This is a genomic window from Campylobacter concisus (assembly GCF_003048875.2).
In the GTDB taxonomy this organism is placed as follows: Bacteria; Campylobacterota; Campylobacteria; order Campylobacterales; family Campylobacteraceae; genus Campylobacter_A; species Campylobacter_A concisus_AU.
In genome coordinates this window covers 351263-369987 of the sequence record NZ_CP049264.1, presented here as the reverse complement: position 1 = coordinate 369987, position 18725 = coordinate 351263, and the positions used below count along the sequence as shown (strand labels likewise).

Below are 18725 nucleotides of genomic sequence, written 5' to 3'. Positions count from 1 at the left end.
AACCAAAGGGAAAATCGTGCCAACCATAGATGAAGTAAGAAAAAATATCATTTTAAAAGATGGAATTTACTATTTTGACTACACAGCCTCAGGCCTTGCCTATGCGCCTATCGAAGATGAAATTTCAAAATTTTTAAAAACCTACGCAAACACTCACTCAGACAGCAGTTCAAGCGCTGTGCTAACGCAAAAACGCTATGAAAACGCAAGGGCTGAGCTAAAAGAGTTTTTGGGGCTTGATGATAGCTTTTATCTAATAGCAACAGGCCAAGGCGCAACGGCTGCGATAAAGAAATTTCAGGAGATAATGGGAATTTATCTGCCGCCAGCAACAAGAGCCTTGATCGGCGAAGCAAATTTAAGAAGCGTAAATTTACCACTCGTGCTTGTTGGACCCTATGAGCACCACTCAAACGAGATCAGCTTTCGCGAGGGACTTTGCGACTGCGAGCGCATCAGGCTTGATGAAAATGGCGAGATAGACTACGTGATGCTTGAGAGGACACTAAAACTAAACGCAAAAAGAAAGATCATCGCCTGCTTTAGCGCCGCTTCAAACGTCACAGGCGTAAAAACCGACTACAAAAAAATTTACTCGCTCGTTAAGAAATTTGGCGGAGTGGTGGCATTTGACTGTGCAGCGACCAGCTCGCATGAAATTTTAAACGCCGCGTACTTTGATGCAGCCTTTTTCTCGCCTCACAAGCTACTTGGCGGAGTTGGGAGTTGTGGGCTTTTAGCGATCAAAAAAGAGCTTTATACAAGCGATATACCAAGCTTTGCAGGTGGTGGCACCATCGCGCTTGCAACGCCATCAAAGCACCTTTTTATAAAAAATGCCGAGCAGCTTGAAGAGGCTGGCACGCCATCTATCTTGGGGCTGGTGCGAGCAAGTCTAGCCTACAACTTACAAGCAAGTGTCGGAGTAGAAAATATCAAAGCACGCGAAGATGAGCTGGCAAATTTCTTTGAAAAAGAGCTTAGCAGTATCGAAGATATTACCATTTATGGTCCTAAAAATGCAGAAAAACTGCCTATTTTTTCATTTAATGTGCGAGACATTTCGCCTTATGACTTTGCCGCAACACTTAGCAACAACTATGGCATACAAAGCCGCGCTGGAGTGATGTGTGCTGGGCCTTATGCTTTTGACCTGCTAGGGCTTAAAGAGAATAAGGTTTTAGAGAAAAAGCCAGGTTTTGTAAGGGTGAGCATGCACTACACGCACACAAAAGAGGACGTGCTCTATCTAATAAACGCTATCAAATCATCTATCAAAAAACACCGCGAACTTTGGGGCGAAGAAAAAGCGATGTATGAGATATTTGGCGGTAAAATTTAGGCTAAATTTATTAGGCTTTGAAATGCTTTTAAACAGCCTCTGCGAAACCAGTTATGTTGTCTAAATTTAAACTGGTTTTGCCTATATCAAATTTAGTCGGTCTGAAATAAATTTTAAAAATTTATCATAGCAATGCACAAGCCCAACCCAAAAAACACGCATCTGCCCATCTCATAAAATATCTTAAAATTTAACTTTTAAATTTAGTATTAACTACGACTTTTGATTTGCTCAAATTTTAATAGCAAGTTTTTTTAAAAACAGGTTTTGAAATTTAAACGCTTTGCTTTTTAACAACTACTGCAAAATTAGTTTTTTTAAATTTAAGCTGGCTTTATCTATATCAAATTTCATCACTCCAAAATAAAATTTGACTATAAAACTAAAACCTATCATAGCAACACACAAACCCAACCAAAAACACGCATCTATCACACCCAACAAAACACCTTTAAATTTAACTTGTAAATTTAGTAGCGGCTGCGACTTTTGATTTGCCCAAATTTTAATAGCAAAGTTTTTTAAAAAATTAGACAAAGTAAGCCGTGTAAATTTAATATCCTATGCACTTAAATTTACTAGCTTCAGAGTGGATAAATTTAGGCGTTTTTAAATTTAGAAGCCAAGATTTCAAATTTTACTTTGAAATTTCATCTTTTATCTTTTGATAAAGCTCCAAAATTTCATCTTTTTTGATGATAAAACTATTTTTATTTGCGATTAGATAGGCTGAGCTTTGCATGATGTCGCCAGCCACTTTTAGCCCATTTTGTTTCATGGTTGAGCCAGTCTCGACCACATCGACGATCGCGTCGCTTAGCCCAACAAGTGGCGCTAGCTCGATCGAGCCATAGAGCTTGATGATCTTGACACCAACGGCAAGCTTTGCAAAGTAGTTTCTAGTGATATTTGGCATTTTTGTAGCGATCTTTAGCTCAGACCTTGAAAAGTCAAGCTCATCTTCGTTTTTTATGCCGATGCAGACCTTGCACTTGCCTATTTGTAGATCAAGTAGCCTCACTACATTTGGTTTATGCTCTTCAAGCACGTCAAGGCCGACCACGCCGATATCTGCAGCTCCTTCAGTGACGTATGTTGGTATGTCTTGATTGCGAACCATTAAAAATCTAAAATTTCCCTCTTCAAGGATGAGTTTTCTATCCTCAAACATGAAACTCGAACCAAAAATTTTTCTAAAAATTTCAAGTGTATCTTCTGCTATCCTGCCCTTTGGCAAGGCTACTGTTATCATTTTAAAATTTCCTTTTTCTCATCGATTATTTTTTGCATGGCGCGAAAGATCAGCATCTTGTCGCAAATGGCATTTTTAAAAAATTTAGATAAAAAGTCACCATCTCCGCCAGTAAAATAGACTTTTTTGCTGCCTGCTAACTTTGAAATGAGCGTGATAATGGGCTTTATGATGCCATAACTCACAGCGTCGCTCGTCTTTTGAGGCAACGCATCGATGTCTATTTGCGAATTTAGCGTCACATCAAGGCGTGGCGAGATGCTTTTGTAGGCGTTTAACATAGTTGCGATGCCAGGCAAGATGTAGCCGCCAAGATGAAGTGAGTTTGCCATTATATCAACGGTTATGGCACTTCCAGCATCTACTATAACGCCATCATTTATCATATAACAACCTGCTTTTCTATCTACACCTAGACCTTGATAGATCGTGTCTATCTCGAAGTAAGGCTCTAAATTTACAAACATTTCGTCCTTATCTATCATCCGCAAAATTTCTTCATTTACGCAGATATAATAGACCTTTTCGTCCGGTTTATAGTTTTTAAATTCGCTAACTTTTATGTGTGTGATCTTGCCATTTTGCAAAAAAGAGGCGTTGGTGTTGCCGATATCACACAAAATCATAACAGCTCCAGCCTTGCTCTTTGAAGTAGTTTAGGGATTTTGAGCAAATTTGAGAGTTGTAAAAGATCACACGTCTTTTGATCTTGGTTTGAAATTTCTCTTCAAATTTAGTGCAAATTTCATTTATCTCGCTGGCTTCTTTAAGCAAAAGCCTGCTCTTTGCACTTCTTAAAAAAACGATCTCGTAGAAATTTTTTGTATCGACACCAAAAAACGCCTCAAGCGAGCGTTTCTTGGTAAATTCGCTAAGCTCAAGCCTTTTTAGATCCCTTAGCAAGATCTTTTTAGCTTCAAAAAGCTCCCAAATTTTTTGGTTCATTGTCCTAGATTAACATACTCGTTATCGTAGTAAAATGCGCCATTACCCATGAAGCTTTTATCTTTTATCTCGTCGCTAAATTCATAAATTTCAGCTCCGCTAAGGTCTAAATTTGTCTTTATGACATAGCCTGTTTTTTCGATAACGTAGAGCTTATTGTTGATGATAGTTGCCGCTGAGAAGATAGCAAATTTGAAATTTACCTTATTTTGCTCTTTTAGCATAAGGTCTGTTCTTACTATCGTGCCATCTTTTTTAAAGATGTAAATTTCATCGTTATGAACTAGCACGTCTTTGATCTCGCCGTCATAATAAACTGTTTGGCTTGGGTTGATGACGATTAGTTTTTTGGCTGTTGCTGCGATTAGGTTATCGCCCTCAACGCCTAAAAATATGATGTTATTAAAGAAATTTTCAGAGCTTACGACCACGTCGCGTAAAATTCTACCAGTATCTTTTTGTACGATGTAAATTTTGCCATCAAGCGCTGGATAGACGATGAGTGAGCTCATAAAGTAAGGCGCCACAACTCTTGAGTCAACCGCTGCGATATCAGAAGAGCTATACTCCATTAGCGTTGTAGCTGTGCTTATATCGATTAGATAGATGTGGTTTGATGCGCTGATGGCTGCAAGTTGGTTTTGATCAAGTGAGGCTGCTACGATCGCAGTTGGGAATTTACCACTATAAACGCTGTGACCGCTAGGATCAGTCACGTTTAGATCGCCATTTATACTAGCTGAGATGACAAAGCCGTTGTTTTCGTTTAAGAAGTTGAAATTTTCAGGCAAAGTAACGCTCTTGTTTAGCCCATTTTTAGTGATAATGTTGCCATTATCAAGCGTTGCGCCATTTGCATTTGCTGATTTGATGTAAGAAGGAAGATCTTTTGACAAAGATATCTCACCAGAAGTTTGCGCAGGCTCAAAATATTGTCTTTTTGTGCCGCATCCGTTTAGAACTAAAGCCAAGGCAAAAGCCAAGAATAGTGTAAGTTTTTTCATTATTTTATTCCCTGATAGTGTTTTAAATTTTTAACTAAAGTTTGTAGTTGTGAGTCAAGTGCGATCTTGTCAAATTCCACATTTGCCTCTTTGATTTTATTTTGTTTTAAAAGCTCAAAACCTTTTAAAAGTGCGTTATATTCGCTTAAAATTTGAGTATTAGTATCGCCAGTTTGTGAAAGGATGATATCTTTTACGATCGGATTTACTTTTAAATTTGCAAGCTCGCTAATGCCTTTTGTATCGTTTTTATCAAGCATTTGTCCAAGTGAAAAAAGCGCATATAAGCTTGGCTCTTTCTCCTTTAAAACATTTAAAGCGCTTGCGTCATTTGGATTTAAGATAAGCTTTGAATAGGCTAAATTTGCCTCCTCAACTCTGTTGTCGTTTAAAACCTTGCTAGCGTAAAATCCGATGAGAGCGACGATAGCTGCCACGCATAGCACGATCAGCAAAGTTTTGTATTTCCTAAAAAAACGCTCTCCCTTGATCATACTCTCAAGAAACTGCTCCTGGGCGTCGATCTCTTTTTTTATCTCGGTTAAGTCTTCTTTTATAGCCAACGTTTTTCCTTGCTTTTGAAAAATTTTAATTCGCAGATTTTAGCATAATTAAATTAAAAGTAGCCCAAAATTAAAGCTTGAATGTGATATAATGCCTCAAAATCAATTAAAAGGTTGCTTAATAATGCAAATAGACGACACTCTCTTAAATAAACTAGAAAAACTCTCAGCATTACAAATTAATGATGAAAAAAGAGAAGAGATCAAGAAGCAATTAAGTAAAATCGTATCTTTTGTCGATGTTTTAAACGAGCTCGATCTAAGTAGCGATGAGGCCGTAGTTAGCTCTATAAAAGGCGGTACTCCGTTAAGAGAAGATGAGCCACATTTAAGTGACGTTGTCGATGAAATTTTAAAGCACGCCCCTTCACGCGAGGGACACTTTTTTGCCGTGCCAAAGATCATAGAGTAAAATATGGATCTAATCGAACAACTAAGAACCCAAAGCTCAGATGCTCAAGCTAAAGCATCAGAGAGCAATCTCTCTGGTGACATCCAAACGCTTCTAAAAACCGTTGTTTTCAATAAAGCCAGTGACCTCCACCTAGTCTCAAGGTCTGAGCCTCAGATAAGGATAGATGGCACTTTAAGGCCGCTTGAATTTGGCGTGCTAAGTGGCAAAGATATAGAAAATTTATGCTACGCTCTAATCACAGACGCCCAAAAGAGCGAGCTTGAAAACAATAAAGAGCTTGACTTTGCTATTGAGCTTCCAAATATCGGCCGCTTTCGTGGCAACTACTACTACACGATGAATGGCGATCTAGCGGCAGCTTTTCGTATCATACCTATCGACATCCCTTCGCTTGATGATCTAAATGCACCACAAATTTTTAAATATATCATCAAACGAGAAAAGGGTCTTATCCTGGTTACTGGACCAACAGGTAGCGGTAAATCAACGACGCTTGCTGCGATGCTTAATGAGATAAATTTAAATTATAGAAAGCACATCATCACCGTTGAGGACCCAGTCGAGTTTGTACATAACAACAAAAAAGCCCTATTTTCACATAGAAATATCGGCACCGACACACACTCTTACTCAAAGGCGCTAAAATTTGCACTTCGCGAAGACCCAGATATCATACTTGTGGGCGAGATGAGGGATAGAGAGACGATCTCTACGGCTATTACAGCGGCTGAGACTGGACACCTAGTCTTTGGCACTCTTCACACAAACTCAGCCATACAAACTATAAATAGGATCGTTGATAGCTTTGATGGAAGCGAGCAGCTTCAAGTAAGAAATATGCTTAGCGTTTCGCTAACTGCCGTCATCTCACAAAGTCTGATACCAAAAATAGGCGGCGGAAGGTGCGCTGTGCATGAAATTTTGATAAATAATATGGCGATATCAAACTTGATACGCGAAAACAAAGTGCATCAAATTTACTCTCAAATGCAGCTAAATCAGCAACAAACTGGCATGAGCACGCAGACTCAAGCCCTGATGAAAGCACTAAAAGAGGGCTTGATCACAAAAGAAAACGCGCTAGCCTACTCAACTAGCCAACAAGAACTTCAAAATTTAATAGGAACTGTATGATGGATTTAGTAACTTGGTTTGACATTATCGTCATCGCCCTTGTCCTGATACTTGGTGTAAAAGGCATAATAAACGGGCTTATAAAAGAGTCATTTGGGCTTATCGGACTTATTGGCGGCCTAGTTGTCGCTAGTAGATTTTCAGATGTAGCTGAGAGCTTCATAAGCAAAAATATCTATAAATTTGAAAATCCTTCATTTTTACAATTTGTCGCATTTATCGGACTTTGGCTGGTCTTTTGGCTAGTTTGTCTGCTAGTTGGCAAATTTTTATCAAAGATAGTTTCAGTAAGCGGACTTGGATTTTTAGATAGGCTTGGTGGATTTGTCATGGGAAGTGGCAAAATTTTCCTCACATTTTCAGCAGTCGTTGCCGTAATGTCAGGCACTTCGCTAAATAAAATGATCGAGCCATACTTTACAAACAGCAAGGTCTATCCGCTCCTACTTGAAACTGGTAGATGGATAACAAATATCGATGTGAAAAACATCAAAAATGAGCTAGATGAGATGGTAGTAAGACCAAAGGATACAAACAAGAGTGATGCATTTATTTCAATGGATGCAAATGCAAGCACAAACACCGACACAAACGTCACTAAAGGGGAAGAAAAATGATAGAAAATTTAGAATATGATGCCTTGCTTGAGAAATTTAAAAGAGTTCTTCGCGACAATGGTTTAAAATATACAAAACAGCGTGAAATTTTACTAAAAACGCTTTATAACAACGATGAACACTTTACGCCAGAGAGGCTATATCTTTTCATAAAAGAGACCTATCCTGAGCTAAATATCGGCATCGCAACCGTTTATAGAACGCTAAATTTGCTAGAAGAATCAGAGATGGTAACATCTATCAGCTTTGGCTCACAAGGCAAGAAATTTGAGCTTGCCACAAAGCCACACCACGACCACATGATATGCAGAAAGTGCGGCCTTATCATAGAATTTGAAGATCCTATGATAGAAAAAAGGCAAATAAGCATCGCAAAAGAGCATGGCTTTAAACTAACTGGTCACATGATGCAGCTTTATGGAATTTGTGAAAAATGTTCAAAAAATAATATAAAGGGAAAGTAAGGTGATATTTGACAACCAACATGAAATTCAAAGATTAGAAAGCATAGATGAGCTTAGAAATTTAGGTATAAATCCATATCCACATTTTCTTAGAAGAGATATGAATATCTCTAAATTTAGACTTAAATTTAACTATATAAAAGATACAGAAGAGAAAAAAGCAGAGGGGCAGCTAGTTGGCCTTGCAGGCAGGATAAAGCTGATCCGTGACGCTGGTAAAGCGGTTTTTGCAAACATCGAAGACGAAAATGGAAATTTACAAATTTATTTTAGCAACAAGACGCTTGATCCAGAGTGGTTTAAAATCGTTAAAAAATATGTAGAAATAGGCGACATCGTCTATGTTAGAGGCTACGCTTTTATAACAAAAACTGGCGAATTTTCAATGCATGTAAATGAGCTTAGCTTAGCTACAAAATCAATAAGTCCGCTTCCAGAGAAGTACCACGGGCTAGTTGATGTTGAGACAAGATACCGCCAAAGATACCTTGATATGATAATGAACCCTGAAGTTAGGGCTGATTTTAAAAAGCGCTCGGTGATTATAAGCACGATTAGAAGATTTTTTGAAGAAAAGGGCTTTTTAGAGGTTGAAACTCCGATGCTGCACCCAATAGCTGGCGGCGCAAATGCAAAACCATTTGTGACATTTCACAACGCTCTTGGAGTTGAGAGATACCTAAGAATCGCTCCCGAGCTATATCTAAAACGCCTTGTAGTTGGCGGTTTTGAAGCTGTTTATGAGATGAATAGAAACTTCAGAAACGAGGGCATGGATCTAACTCATAACCCTGAATTTACAAGCATAGAGTTTTACTGGGCATACCACAACTACCACGATCTAATGGGCATCACAGAGGATTTATTTAATGTCATTTTAGAAAAACTTGGCATGGAGAAAGTAATAAATTTTGATGGTATGGAGATTGATTTTAGTAAGCCATTTAAACGCATAAGCTATAAAAAAGCCTTAGTTGAGATAGGCGGACTTGCTGAAGATATCGTAAGCGATAAGGCTAAAATTTTAGCAAAACTAAGAGCTGATGGCTTTGAAGCAAACGAGAAGCTTGACCTTGGTCACTTGCAGGCTGAACTCTTTGACAACTACGTAGAGAGCAAGCTCATCCACCCAACTTTTGTCATCGACTATCCGATCTCTATAAGCCCACTTTCAAGAAGAAGCGACACAAATCCTGATGTGGCAGAGAGATTTGAGCTATTTATCGCTGGTCGTGAGCTAGCAAATGGCTTTAACGAGCTAAATGATCCAATCGATCAATACAACCGCTTTAAAGCGCAAATCGATGCTAAAAACGCAGGTGATGACGAGGCTCACGAGATGGATGAAGACTATGTAAAAGCCCTAGGATACGGCATGCCACCAGTTGCAGGAGAAGGCATAGGCATAGATAGGCTTGTGATGCTTTTAACAGATAAAAAATCAATACGCGACGTTGTCCTCTTCCCAGCGATGAGGCCACTAAAAACTGAGACAAAGGAGAACGAAAAATGAGTTTGCAAAGCTATGATAAAGATATTTACGACCTAGTAAATTTAGAGTTAAAACGCCAGTGCGACCACCTTGAGATGATCGCTAGTGAAAATTTCACATATCCAGATGTTATGGAGGTTATGGGCTCAATCCTAACAAACAAATACGCTGAGGGCTACCCAGGCAAGAGATACTATGGTGGCTGTGAATTTGTTGATGAGATCGAGCAAATCGCGATCGATAGATGTAAAGAGCTCTTTGGATGCGAATTTGCAAACGTTCAACCAAACTCAGGCTCTCAGGCAAACCAAGGCGTTTATGGTGCTTTGCTTAATCCAGGCGATAAAATTTTAGGCATGGATCTAAGTCACGGCGGACACCTAACTCACGGCGCAAAGGTAAGCAGCTCTGGCAAGATGTATGAGAGCTTTTTCTACGGCGTCGAGCTTGATGGTCGCATAAACTACGATAGAGTTATGGATATCGCAAAGATAGTAAAACCAAAAATGATCGTTTGTGGTGCTAGCGCATACACAAGAGAGATTGAGTTTAAGAAATTTAGAGAGATAGCTGACGCTGTTGGCGCGATACTCTTTGCAGACGTTGCTCACATCGCTGGCCTAGTCGTAGCCGGTGAGCATCAAAATCCTTTCCCACACTGCGACGTCGTAAGCTCAACTACGCATAAAACTCTAAGAGGCCCAAGAGGCGGTATCATAATGACAAACAACGAAGAGTACGCTAAAAAGATAAACTCTTCTATCTTCCCAGGCATCCAGGGCGGTCCGCTAGTTCATGTCATAGCTGCAAAGGCAGTTGGCTTTAAGCACAACCTTAGCCCTGAGTGGAAAATTTACGCTAAACAAGTAAAAGCAAACGCTAAAAAACTTGGCGAAGTGCTAATAAGCAGAGGCTTTGAACTAGTAAGTGGCGGTACTGATAACCACCTAATCCTAATGAGCTTTTTAAACCGCGAATTTAGCGGAAAAGACGCGGACATCGCTCTTGGAAATGCTGGCATAACTGTAAATAAAAACACGGTCCCAGGTGAAACAAGAAGTCCGTTTATCACAAGCGGCATACGTGTAGGTAGCCCAGCTCTTACAGCTCGTGGTATGAAAGAAGCTGAGTTTGAGCTAATAGCAAACAAGATCGCCGACGTGCTAAGCGACATAAATAACACCTCTTTGCAAGAGAAGATAAAAGCCGAACTAGTCGATCTTGCTCATAAATTTATAATCTACGATAAAGCGACATTTTGATGCAAAGTATTGATACATCTCTTATAAAGATAATAACGACCCACTACTACATCAAACGTGACACGATCGTCAATAAGATAGAGTACAAGGGTAAAATTTTCTTTGATAAATTTGAAAAGATCAACGAACCACTAACTTATAGTGTCATGAAAGAGCATGAGGAGGGCAAAGCTATAATCGCCCACTCGCTAATCAATGCAAGTGACAAGGTTGAAAATATAGTCTTTGACTACAACGGCAGAACTCCAGATAGGTTTTGGCATAGAGCGCAGCTTCTTTTAAGAGAAGAAGGCTTTATAAATTTCACAGCCTACGAGACCAAGACGCCAGGACATTTGCACCTTTATGTGCATAAAGGTCACACTACGCTAAATGAAGCTTGCACGCTTGCAAATATGCTAAGCGCAAAGCTCTCACAAAAGTTAGCCAAAGAGTGGAGAATGTTTCCTAATCAAGATATGCCAAAAGAATTTAACATCCTAACTTTGCCATATAACCTCTATCAAAAAGAGCGTGGGGCAAGTTGGTCAAAATATATGTAAGGAGAAATAATGGAAAACGAAGAGTTAAAAGATATACTTTTAGAAAAAGATGATGAGGCAAAGGGCGCAAAACTAAAGAAACTTCTTATGTTTATAGCAGCTTTAGTTATACTTTTTTTGATTATTATAGTCGCTATGAAATTAGTTAATTCAAATGATTCTGCACAATCTCAAAATGAAGCCGACTCAAGACTAGTTCTGCCTCCAGTGCCAGCAGAGCAGCCAGTCGATACGCAGGTGCCTGCACAAGATACAAATTCAGATGTTAAAAAAGGCGATACACAACTTTTCGAGCAAGTGCCTATCGTGCCTGAAAACAAGCAACAAGATGATTTTGAAGATATGATCAAAAAGCTAAAAGATAAAGAAGGCGCAAAATCAGCTCCTAAAACTGAAGAGCCAAAAGAGGTAGTAAAAGCTGTCGAGCATCCAACTGAAGCGCCTAAAAAAGCTGAGACAAAGGTAGAGGCTCCAGCTAAAAAAGCTGAAACAAAAAGCGAAGCTAAAGCAGAGAAAAAAGCTGAAACAAAGCCAGCTAAAACTGAGGCAAAAACAGAGAAGAAAGCCGAAACTAAAGCTGAGAAAAAACCTGAAACAAAGGTAGAAAAAAAGGCTGAAACTCCTGCAAAAGCAGAAAAAGCAGAAAAAGCTGAGAAAAAAGTAGAAGCTCCAGCTAAAGCTGAGAGCGTCGCAAAAGGCTCTTATGTTCAAGTATTTGCAACTAGTAAATTTAACCCAAATGCCGACTATATGAAAAAAATAGCAGCCAAAGGCTATAGCTACAAAACTATAAAAGCTGGCGAGCTAACTAAAATTTTAGTTGGTCCATTTGATGAAAAAGGGCTACAAAAAGCCGTAAATGACATAAGAAAAGATGTCAATAAAGACGCTTTTGTCTTTAGAGCAAAATGAAAACCTTCGCAGTTTTTGGAGATCCGATAGCTCACTCGGTATCTCCAAGACTACACAACAAAGCCATTGCCGATCTAGCTCTTGATGCCCTTTACACAAGGGTTTTGCTAAAAGATGGCAATGAGCTAATCAATAAATTTAGATCCCTAAAACTAAACGGCGCAAATGTCACACTCCCACATAAAGAATTTGCTCTAAATTTAGCTGATGACGCCTCAGAAACAGCACGTAAAATAGGCTCTGCAAACACTTTAGTGCTAAAAAATGAGAAAATTTATGCCTACAACACTGACGCACCTGGCTTTTTAAAAGCGATATCAAATTTCAAAGAGGCAAAAAGCGCCATCATCCTTGGAGCTGGAGGCACCGCAAATGCCCTAGCCTACGCACTTAAATCACAAAACATAGATGTTTGCATACTAAATAGAAGCAAGGCAAGACTTGATAAATTTAAAGATCACTATGAGTGCTTTAGCTGGGATGATTATAAAGAGCATAAATTTGATCTGGTGGTAAATTCAACCTCAGCAGGGCTAAAAGATGATCTTTTGCCAGCACCAAAAGAGATTTTAGATGGTATTTTAAAAAGCGCTAAATTTGCATTTGATGTTATTTACGGCAAGCAAACGCCATTTTTAAAAGAGGCTAAAAGCCAAAATTTAGCATGTAAAGACGGAGCTGATATGCTCTTGTATCAAGCGGTTTTAGCGTTAAATTTATTTTATAATGGCAGCCTTGATGAGAAAAAGATAGAAATTTCTATGCGAGAGGCTCTTAGTTTATAGAGCTCTTGCAAGGAGTGCATTAAACAAAATGGAAAAATCATCAAGCTTGATAAATAAGGCTCTAAAGCTTAGCGATATAAATTTTAACTCCTTTAGCCACTCTAAAAACTGGATAGGCTTTTTTGAGATAGAGGATGAAAACTGGGCTTCTGGCGTAGATACCGCACTAAAGCTATTTGATAAATATTTTAATAAATTTAAAAATGAAGCATTTGTCATAAGCGCCTTAAACTACGACGATACTAACTTGAGCGATGAAACGCTTGAAGTAAAAACTTTGCACGATAAATTTAAAAAGTTAGGCATCTTGCAAGAGCCAAATGAGCACTTTGATCTTGGTTTAGATGGTGAGATTTTGCTACCTGCCATCTGCCTTAGGATGGATGCTTTGAAATTTGATGAGATCAAAGATCTAGCTAAACTACTCATGCTCTACACATACTCCTTAAACGAGTGGTGCTTTTTTATCTTTCCAAGCCTAAATTTAGCGCTTTATCCCCATGATGAGAGAGGATTTGGCTGCACCAGACTAAATGACGATACAAAAAATGGATTAAGTTTTTTAGAGTTTTGTAAAAGAGAGAAAAATGCAAAGGTTGTTTTAAAAGAGCAAAATACCAACTAAATTTTAAAATCAAATAAAACTAAAAAGCCCTCCCTTGCCGAAGCAAAGGAGGAAAAAATTTACTTTTCAAACGCTTTTTGCAAGCTAAATGGAAACGCTTGATAGCCCATAGCATTTGTCATCTTTATCTCGATGCTAGGCTCTTTTGCGCCCCACTCAAACTCATCGATGTGCGGGCTAGGAAGTCCTACTGGGCGACCTTTTGCGATGTCAAACTGCATGCCAGCAACGGCTGAATAGACCATCACGCTATCAAGGTCATCTTGATACTGCGTAAGGCTAGTAACTGAGCTATACCACTCTTTGCCGCGCTCTTTGCCGTACTCCCAGATCTGCTCAACGGTCTTTTTGTTCTCATCGATCTTATAAACGACCGCACGAGAGTACTTCATGCCAGCGATGGCTGGTTGCTCCATGCCCCTTGTGTCGCCGTTGTCAAAGACACTTAGATAAATTTCGCCCTTTTTAGACTTGCTATCTATCCTAAATGCTGTGTGCTGCGTCCATTGCCAGTCAAAGCCACCTTTGTCGCTCTCGTATCCTGGGCATTTTGAGTATTCATCTTCGCAGACGATCTTGTTGCCTTTGCTATCGACTGGCTGAAGCAGCTTGTCTTTAAATTTATCGCTCCAGCCCTTGTGAGCGCCCATGATCCATTTTACTTGTTTATCACGGCCGATCTTTATAACTGCGTCTTGGTGGCGGCTTGAGATGATGATACTATCATCGCTTGGGTCGTAATCCACGCTATTTACGTGTGCCCAGTTGCGTCCGGGACCTGCGCCAACTATGTCGCCCCATTTATCGTGTGTATCCATAGACTGAAGCTCATCAGAGCTTGCTGTGTGGCCTGCTTTTTTAGCGTCTATGTTTAAGCAAACTGCGCCTTGATCAAGCGTTTTTAGCACGATGTCGCGGTATGGGTCGAGGATTTCATATAGTCTAAAGTCATCAACTACGTTGCCATCTCTGTCAAGCTCAACGATGACGTCGCGCACTGTTCTTACGTTTTTGCCATCAGCCCTTTTATAGTCGGCATTTGCCACGCGCAAGAAGTAGTGTCCGTTTTGTGCTATGTCCATCGAGTGAGAGAAGTCGTTGTAGCTAGCTGGTAGCTCGCGGTTGAAAATTTCTCTACCCATGATGTCGTATTTTGCGTATCTTTGACCATATCCCCAAGTCATCGCGCCGTCGTCATTTTGCTTAAAGCCCATCATAACGCCAGCGTGAAATGGCTGTTTTAGGTCATAAATTTTACTTGGCTCAAGATACCATCTAACCTCGCCTTTTGTATCAAGGATGAAGTTATTTGGGCTGTAGTTCCACTCGATCGCACCGCCGGCTGGGTTGTTCCAAACGACTTTTGTGCCCTTGCCTGTTTTATTTACAAAGTTATTTACATAGTAGAGGCGGTTTGCAAATTTAGCGCTTGCTGGCTTAGTAACCTCGATCTTATCAAATAGCGCGCCCTTTTGATTTGGCGTGCCAGCACTCTCTAGGTAGATAGCTGGGGCGTAAATTTTATAGCTCTCTTTTATATGCTCAGTCTTGCCCTTGTAGCTCTTGTCGTACTCGACTTCAACGGTGTTTTGATAGTCAGGATACATGCCAAAAACTGGGATGCCGCCATGTGTGCGAAGATGCTTGTCAGCCACTTTGTAGCTTATAGTTTGACCACCTTGTTTTGGCACGATGGTTACTTTTGCATTGCTTAGTGTATAGCCGCCATTTTTGATGACTGCAGTAAGTGGCGCTGTGTCGTACGGATTTACTACTACTTCGCCGATTTGCCCAGTGATAGCGTAGTCAAGTTTAGCCCCGCTTGGACCGCCTATCGCAAAAGCGCTCGAGCAAAGCACAGAGGCTAGTGCAACACAACTCAAAGTCTTTTTCATAACATCTCCTTTAGATAAATTTTATAAACTCTACTCATAAAGCTTATAAAATTTAGAAAAAGCCTTGGCAAAAACCAAGGCTTAAATCAGTAAAAGGAATAACAAAAATGATTTGCTTTGTGTGTAATTGTAGTAAATCTTTATAACATAAATTTCACGCTAAAGTTAATACTAGCTTAAAATTTAAAAATAATTTAAATTTTTGCAAATTTAGGTAAAAATGGAGTTCTATATTAAATTTTTGTATCTATTAGAATTTATCAAATTTAATGCAGTTAAATTTACAATTTAGGGGATCTCTCCCCTAAAAAATTATTTCTTAGGCGAATCGCCATTTGGTTTTATAAATTTATCAATTAGCCCTTTACCTATCTCACTTTGGTTTAAGCCTTCAAGCATTGAAGCTAAATTTGTGCCACCTTTTGAGCTTAGCACGTCGCTTATTTTAGATAGGCCGTTTGATACGCTGCCCTCATTTGCGATGATCTTTAGATCAGCTGCACTTAGCGCTTTAGCCTGCTCTAAGCCCACATCTCTATTTGCCTCGATCTGTTTAATAGAGATAAGATAAGTCTGGTAGCCCTCGTTTTCGCCGATCTCTCTAGCAAGCTCGATCTGTGCATTTACAGGTGCAAGCTCTTTTAGTCTTAGTGCCTCAGCCTCGGCAGAGCCGATTTTTTGTATACCTTGTGACTCTTTATCTTTAGTCTCTAGTAAAGCAGCAGCCTCCAAAAATGCCTTCTCTTTCTCACCCTCAGCTGTTAAAATTTGATTTTGCTTGTGTGCTTCAGCGTCTTTGATCTTTGCATTTTTCCTAGCTTCAGCGTCGATCTCTATCTTTCTTTGCTCTTGCTCAGCTTTAACGATCTCTACTTGTTTTGAAATTTCAGCTTGCTTAACATCAGTAACTCTGATAACTTCCATCTCTTTTTCTTTAGTGACCTTCTCTTGGTCAGCCACTTGTTGGCAAGCTTGCTGACGAGAAATAGCAACCTCTCTTTCGTTTTCAACTGTTTTTAGACCAACAGCCTTTTCAGCCTCTTGTTTCTTAACGTCAGTCTCTTGTTTTGCATTTACTTCAGCGATCTCGGCAAGCTTTTTATTCTCAGCCACAGTCATACGAGACTCTTTTTCGATTTCTGATTTTTTCTTCTCCATGATATTAAAGATAACCTTGCTATCTCTACTATCACGGATGTCCATTAACTCGATATTTTTGACAGGCTCTATGCCCCAGTTTTGAAGCTGCTCTTTGACTGCTGTTGTAAATTCTAAGCCAAATTCACTTCTTTGTTGAAGAATTTCTTCTAGCTGCTTGCTCGCTAAAATAGAACGGATCGAGCCTTGGATGATGTCAGTTAGCTGAAGCTCCATATCTTTAAGATTTATAACACGTTGCGCCGCTAGGTTGCTATCTTTTATCCTAAAAAATGCAGTAATATCGACCATAAATGGCAAACGACCTACATCATATGCCTCATAGCCATCTATCTTTATACTAAAAACAGAAACTGGCAAAACTATCTTTGTTACACCGATTATTGGTATCCAGCTTGGAAATTCATAGTAGCTATTTCCATTTGCCGTATCTTTGCCGTAAGATGTGGTGCTTTTTGATGTTTGAACGATATGCACCTCATTTGTTGCAACAACGCGCCTAAATAAAAGCGGTATTAAAATGATAAACAGTATAACCACTGCGCCTACAATCATTGGAACTGAATATGCAAATTCCATTTATTCTCCTTTTTATAATTTTTATAAAATATTAATAACCTACACATTTATGCTAGGTTATACACTTTAGACTTTAACTTTAAAATGAATTATTGTGCCTAAATTGGCATGTTTGAATTAATTTTATATCTACCTCCTTTTAAATGTTTTAGTTTTATAAACAAGAATTATTTTTGGCAATTATAGTCAGTAATCCTTAAAATATAATGTAAATGTATTTATTATATTATAAAATTTATATTGAAGCCTTAACCTATAAACAAAACCACTATGCATAGCATTAGACTTTTATTGCCTCTCTTAAAAACCTATGTTCTTTAAAAAATTTTCGGAGTGATTTTTGCTCTTTTGGGCCGATCTTGTAGCTTATAAATTTAAGATACCACTTGATATCTTGCTCGCTTATGTCGCGGCTTTTGGCATACTGGGCTAAGATATAGTTTGGGATCTTTACATTTTTTTGCAAAAATTTTGCGACCAGCCTTTTGTAAAACGAGCCATTTTTTACGTAAGAAAATCTACCAAAAACAAATGGCAAATTTGTCTTTTCGTGCCAAATTTGACCAAGGTCGTAAAAGCACTCTTTGCCCTCGCTTAAATATGCCTTTAGCGCCCTGTCGCCTATGATCACCTCGCCATTTAGCTTAAGCACCTTGGCTAGGGCGTTTGAGCTAGCTGAGGCAGGATCTAGCTTTGGGGCTGAGTTTTTGCGCACAAGCACGCTTTTTACATCTTTTTTGGCGACTATTCCAAAATTTAGCTTCTTTAAATTTGCCTTTTTGCTAGCTATGCTTGATATGACCGCAGCGTCGATCTTTCTGGCGTTTAGGGCTCTGTTTAGCTTACTTGGCACGCCCTTTTTAAACTCGATCGCCTTTTTTATCTGAGAGCTTAGTGGGGCTGATTTTAAAAAAACGTGAAATGGGAGTAAATTTAGATAATCAATCTTTCCAAATATCATTTTTCATCTTTTACAAGCTCAAATTTAACTAGCTCATTTTCGTTGCAAACGTCGCAAAATAGCTGGGTTAAGCTCTCTTTTGTGGCACTATCCAAAGCATTTTCATTTTTTAGCTTTATAAGCGTTGGCTCATTTATCTCGCAAAGGCAGTCAAAGAGTGCGTCTAAATTTTTGCCGTAGTACTCTGGCAAGTCAAATTTCTTAGCAAAATACTCATACATCTCCTCTTTTTCAACCATCTTTTTTGCATCTAAGATCACGCTTTTCATTGCATCCTCTTCTCATAAAGCAGGTAAAAATGCTCGTAGTGATCAGGCGTGTAGTAGATAAGCCCGTCGTTTGAATATAAAATTCTCTCAGCGCCGCGCCTGCCACCATTATAATTTACATCGCACTCAAACCACTTTCTACCATCAGCCTCAGGCAGCCTCTTTTCTCGGTTTGAAAATCTATCTCCACCGATGCTTTTGCCGCCGCTTATCTGCCATAAATTTCCGCTTTTTGCGTCCCAGCCAAGAGCCATTGCCTCTTTTTTAGTTATGAAATTTTTTGGCAGCTTGTTAAATTTGTAGATATAAAGTGCGACCTCATCTTTTGATATGTATGAGCCATTTTCTGCGAGGCTCTGGCTCTTTTGCCCCTCTTTGTTTAGCTGCTCAAGTAAAATTTGAGCGTTTTTGTTTGCCTCTCCGCCCTCTTTTGAAAAAAAGAAGGTGCCGATGATGATGGCAATAATAAAGGCAACTAAGGCCGGCAAAAGTCTTTTGTTCAAATTTAG

Annotated in this window: 21 protein-coding genes; 11 read left to right on the top strand and 10 right to left on the bottom strand. The window is 39.2% G+C overall.

Going from position 1 to position 18725, the window contains the following annotated elements:
* Nucleotides 1-16 precede the first annotated feature (16 nt).
* Nucleotides 17-1342 (top strand): aminotransferase class V-fold PLP-dependent enzyme, encoded by a 1326-nt coding sequence (locus CVT07_RS01845; protein ID WP_107935689.1) that lies wholly within the window; start codon nt 17-19, stop codon nt 1340-1342.
* A gap of 637 nt (nt 1343-1979) precedes the next feature.
* On the opposite strand, the gene hisG is transcribed toward CVT07_RS01845, so the two are convergent.
* The 5 genes from hisG to CVT07_RS01820 are packed head-to-tail and all read right to left on the bottom strand — an operon-like array spanning nt 1980 to nt 5106.
* The gene (gene hisG / locus CVT07_RS01840) at nt 1980-2594 is read right to left on the bottom strand and encodes an ATP phosphoribosyltransferase (protein ID WP_002941288.1); all 615 of its coding nucleotides are present in this window, start codon (nt 2592-2594) and stop codon (nt 1980-1982) included.
* A complete protein-coding gene (locus tag CVT07_RS01835) occupies nt 2591-3220 on the bottom strand; it encodes a type III pantothenate kinase (RefSeq protein ID WP_103616441.1) in 630 nt (209 codons plus the stop codon). The genes hisG and CVT07_RS01835 overlap by 4 nt, the downstream gene beginning before the upstream one ends.
* Nucleotides 3207-3539 carry a hypothetical protein gene (locus tag CVT07_RS01830; protein ID WP_107935685.1) on the bottom strand — a complete coding sequence of 111 codons (333 nt, stop codon included), beginning with the start codon at nt 3537-3539 and terminating at the stop codon, nt 3207-3209. The genes CVT07_RS01835 and CVT07_RS01830 overlap by 14 nt, the downstream gene beginning before the upstream one ends.
* Nucleotides 3536-4543: an L-seryl-tRNA selenium transferase gene (locus tag CVT07_RS01825; RefSeq protein WP_107935683.1), complete on the bottom strand. Its 1008-nt coding sequence runs from the start codon at nt 4541-4543 to the stop codon at nt 3536-3538. The genes CVT07_RS01830 and CVT07_RS01825 overlap by 4 nt, the downstream gene beginning before the upstream one ends.
* Nucleotides 4543-5106, bottom strand: coding sequence for a hypothetical protein (locus CVT07_RS01820; RefSeq protein WP_002941242.1), 564 nt, complete (start codon nt 5104-5106; stop codon nt 4543-4545). The genes CVT07_RS01825 and CVT07_RS01820 overlap by 1 nt, the downstream gene beginning before the upstream one ends.
* A gap of 124 nt (nt 5107-5230) precedes the next feature.
* Between CVT07_RS01820 and gatC the strand changes: the two genes are divergently transcribed.
* Genes gatC through CVT07_RS01770 form a run of 10 tightly spaced genes read left to right on the top strand, consistent with a single transcriptional unit; the run spans nt 5231 to nt 13354 of the window.
* Entirely contained in the window at nt 5231-5518 is a 288-nt protein-coding gene (gatC, locus tag CVT07_RS01815) for an Asp-tRNA(Asn)/Glu-tRNA(Gln) amidotransferase subunit GatC (protein ID WP_103636023.1), read from the top strand.
* 3 nt (nt 5519-5521) lie between these two features.
* Entirely contained in the window at nt 5522-6655 is a 1134-nt protein-coding gene (locus tag CVT07_RS01810; protein ID WP_103596634.1) for a type IV pilus twitching motility protein PilT, read from the top strand.
* The gene (locus CVT07_RS01805) at nt 6655-7272 is read left to right on the top strand and encodes a CvpA family protein (RefSeq protein WP_009294809.1); all 618 of its coding nucleotides are present in this window, start codon (nt 6655-6657) and stop codon (nt 7270-7272) included. Before CVT07_RS01810 ends, CVT07_RS01805 begins: the two co-directional genes overlap by 1 nt.
* A complete protein-coding gene (locus CVT07_RS01800; RefSeq protein ID WP_002941362.1) occupies nt 7269-7736 on the top strand; it encodes a Fur family transcriptional regulator in 468 nt (155 codons plus the stop codon). The genes CVT07_RS01805 and CVT07_RS01800 overlap by 4 nt, the downstream gene beginning before the upstream one ends.
* 4 nt (nt 7737-7740) lie before the next feature.
* Complete coding sequence (gene lysS / locus CVT07_RS01795) at nt 7741-9249, top strand: lysine--tRNA ligase (RefSeq protein ID WP_223154912.1); 1509 nt, start codon at nt 7741-7743, stop codon at nt 9247-9249.
* Entirely contained in the window at nt 9246-10490 is a 1245-nt protein-coding gene (locus tag CVT07_RS01790) for a serine hydroxymethyltransferase (protein ID WP_107935681.1), read from the top strand. Before lysS ends, CVT07_RS01790 begins: the two co-directional genes overlap by 4 nt.
* Nucleotides 10490-11032, top strand: coding sequence for a DUF1882 domain-containing protein (locus CVT07_RS01785; protein WP_002941307.1), 543 nt, complete (start codon nt 10490-10492; stop codon nt 11030-11032). Before CVT07_RS01790 ends, CVT07_RS01785 begins: the two co-directional genes overlap by 1 nt.
* A 9-nt stretch (nt 11033-11041) precedes the next feature.
* Complete coding sequence (locus CVT07_RS01780; RefSeq protein ID WP_107935679.1) at nt 11042-11944, top strand: SPOR domain-containing protein; 903 nt, start codon at nt 11042-11044, stop codon at nt 11942-11944.
* Nucleotides 11941-12729 carry a shikimate dehydrogenase gene (locus tag CVT07_RS01775; protein ID WP_107935678.1) on the top strand — a complete coding sequence of 263 codons (789 nt, stop codon included), beginning with the start codon at nt 11941-11943 and terminating at the stop codon, nt 12727-12729. Before CVT07_RS01780 ends, CVT07_RS01775 begins: the two co-directional genes overlap by 4 nt.
* A gap of 28 nt (nt 12730-12757) precedes the next feature.
* Nucleotides 12758-13354: a hypothetical protein gene (locus CVT07_RS01770; protein WP_107935676.1), complete on the top strand. Its 597-nt coding sequence runs from the start codon at nt 12758-12760 to the stop codon at nt 13352-13354.
* A gap of 59 nt (nt 13355-13413) precedes the next feature.
* On the opposite strand, the gene CVT07_RS01765 is transcribed toward CVT07_RS01770, so the two are convergent.
* The 5 genes from CVT07_RS01765 to CVT07_RS01745 form a co-directional block, all read right to left on the bottom strand.
* Nucleotides 13414-15249: an aryl-sulfate sulfotransferase gene (locus CVT07_RS01765; protein ID WP_107935674.1), complete on the bottom strand. Its 1836-nt coding sequence runs from the start codon at nt 15247-15249 to the stop codon at nt 13414-13416.
* 312 nt (nt 15250-15561) lie between these two features.
* Nucleotides 15562-16986: an SPFH domain-containing protein gene (locus CVT07_RS01760; RefSeq protein WP_107935672.1), complete on the bottom strand. Its 1425-nt coding sequence runs from the start codon at nt 16984-16986 to the stop codon at nt 15562-15564.
* A 280-nt stretch (nt 16987-17266) separates the two neighbouring features.
* On the bottom strand, nt 17267-17947 hold the full coding sequence (locus tag CVT07_RS01755) for an MqnA/MqnD/SBP family protein (RefSeq protein ID WP_107935670.1): 681 nt from the start codon (nt 17945-17947) through the stop codon (nt 17267-17269).
* Complete coding sequence (locus tag CVT07_RS01750; protein ID WP_107935668.1) at nt 17944-18216, bottom strand: barstar family protein; 273 nt, start codon at nt 18214-18216, stop codon at nt 17944-17946. Before CVT07_RS01750 ends, CVT07_RS01755 begins: the two co-directional genes overlap by 4 nt.
* Nucleotides 18213-18719, bottom strand: a complete 507-nt coding sequence (locus CVT07_RS01745) for a ribonuclease domain-containing protein (protein ID WP_103631032.1) — start codon at nt 18717-18719, stop codon at nt 18213-18215. Before CVT07_RS01745 ends, CVT07_RS01750 begins: the two co-directional genes overlap by 4 nt.
* Nucleotides 18720-18725 lie beyond the last annotated feature (6 nt).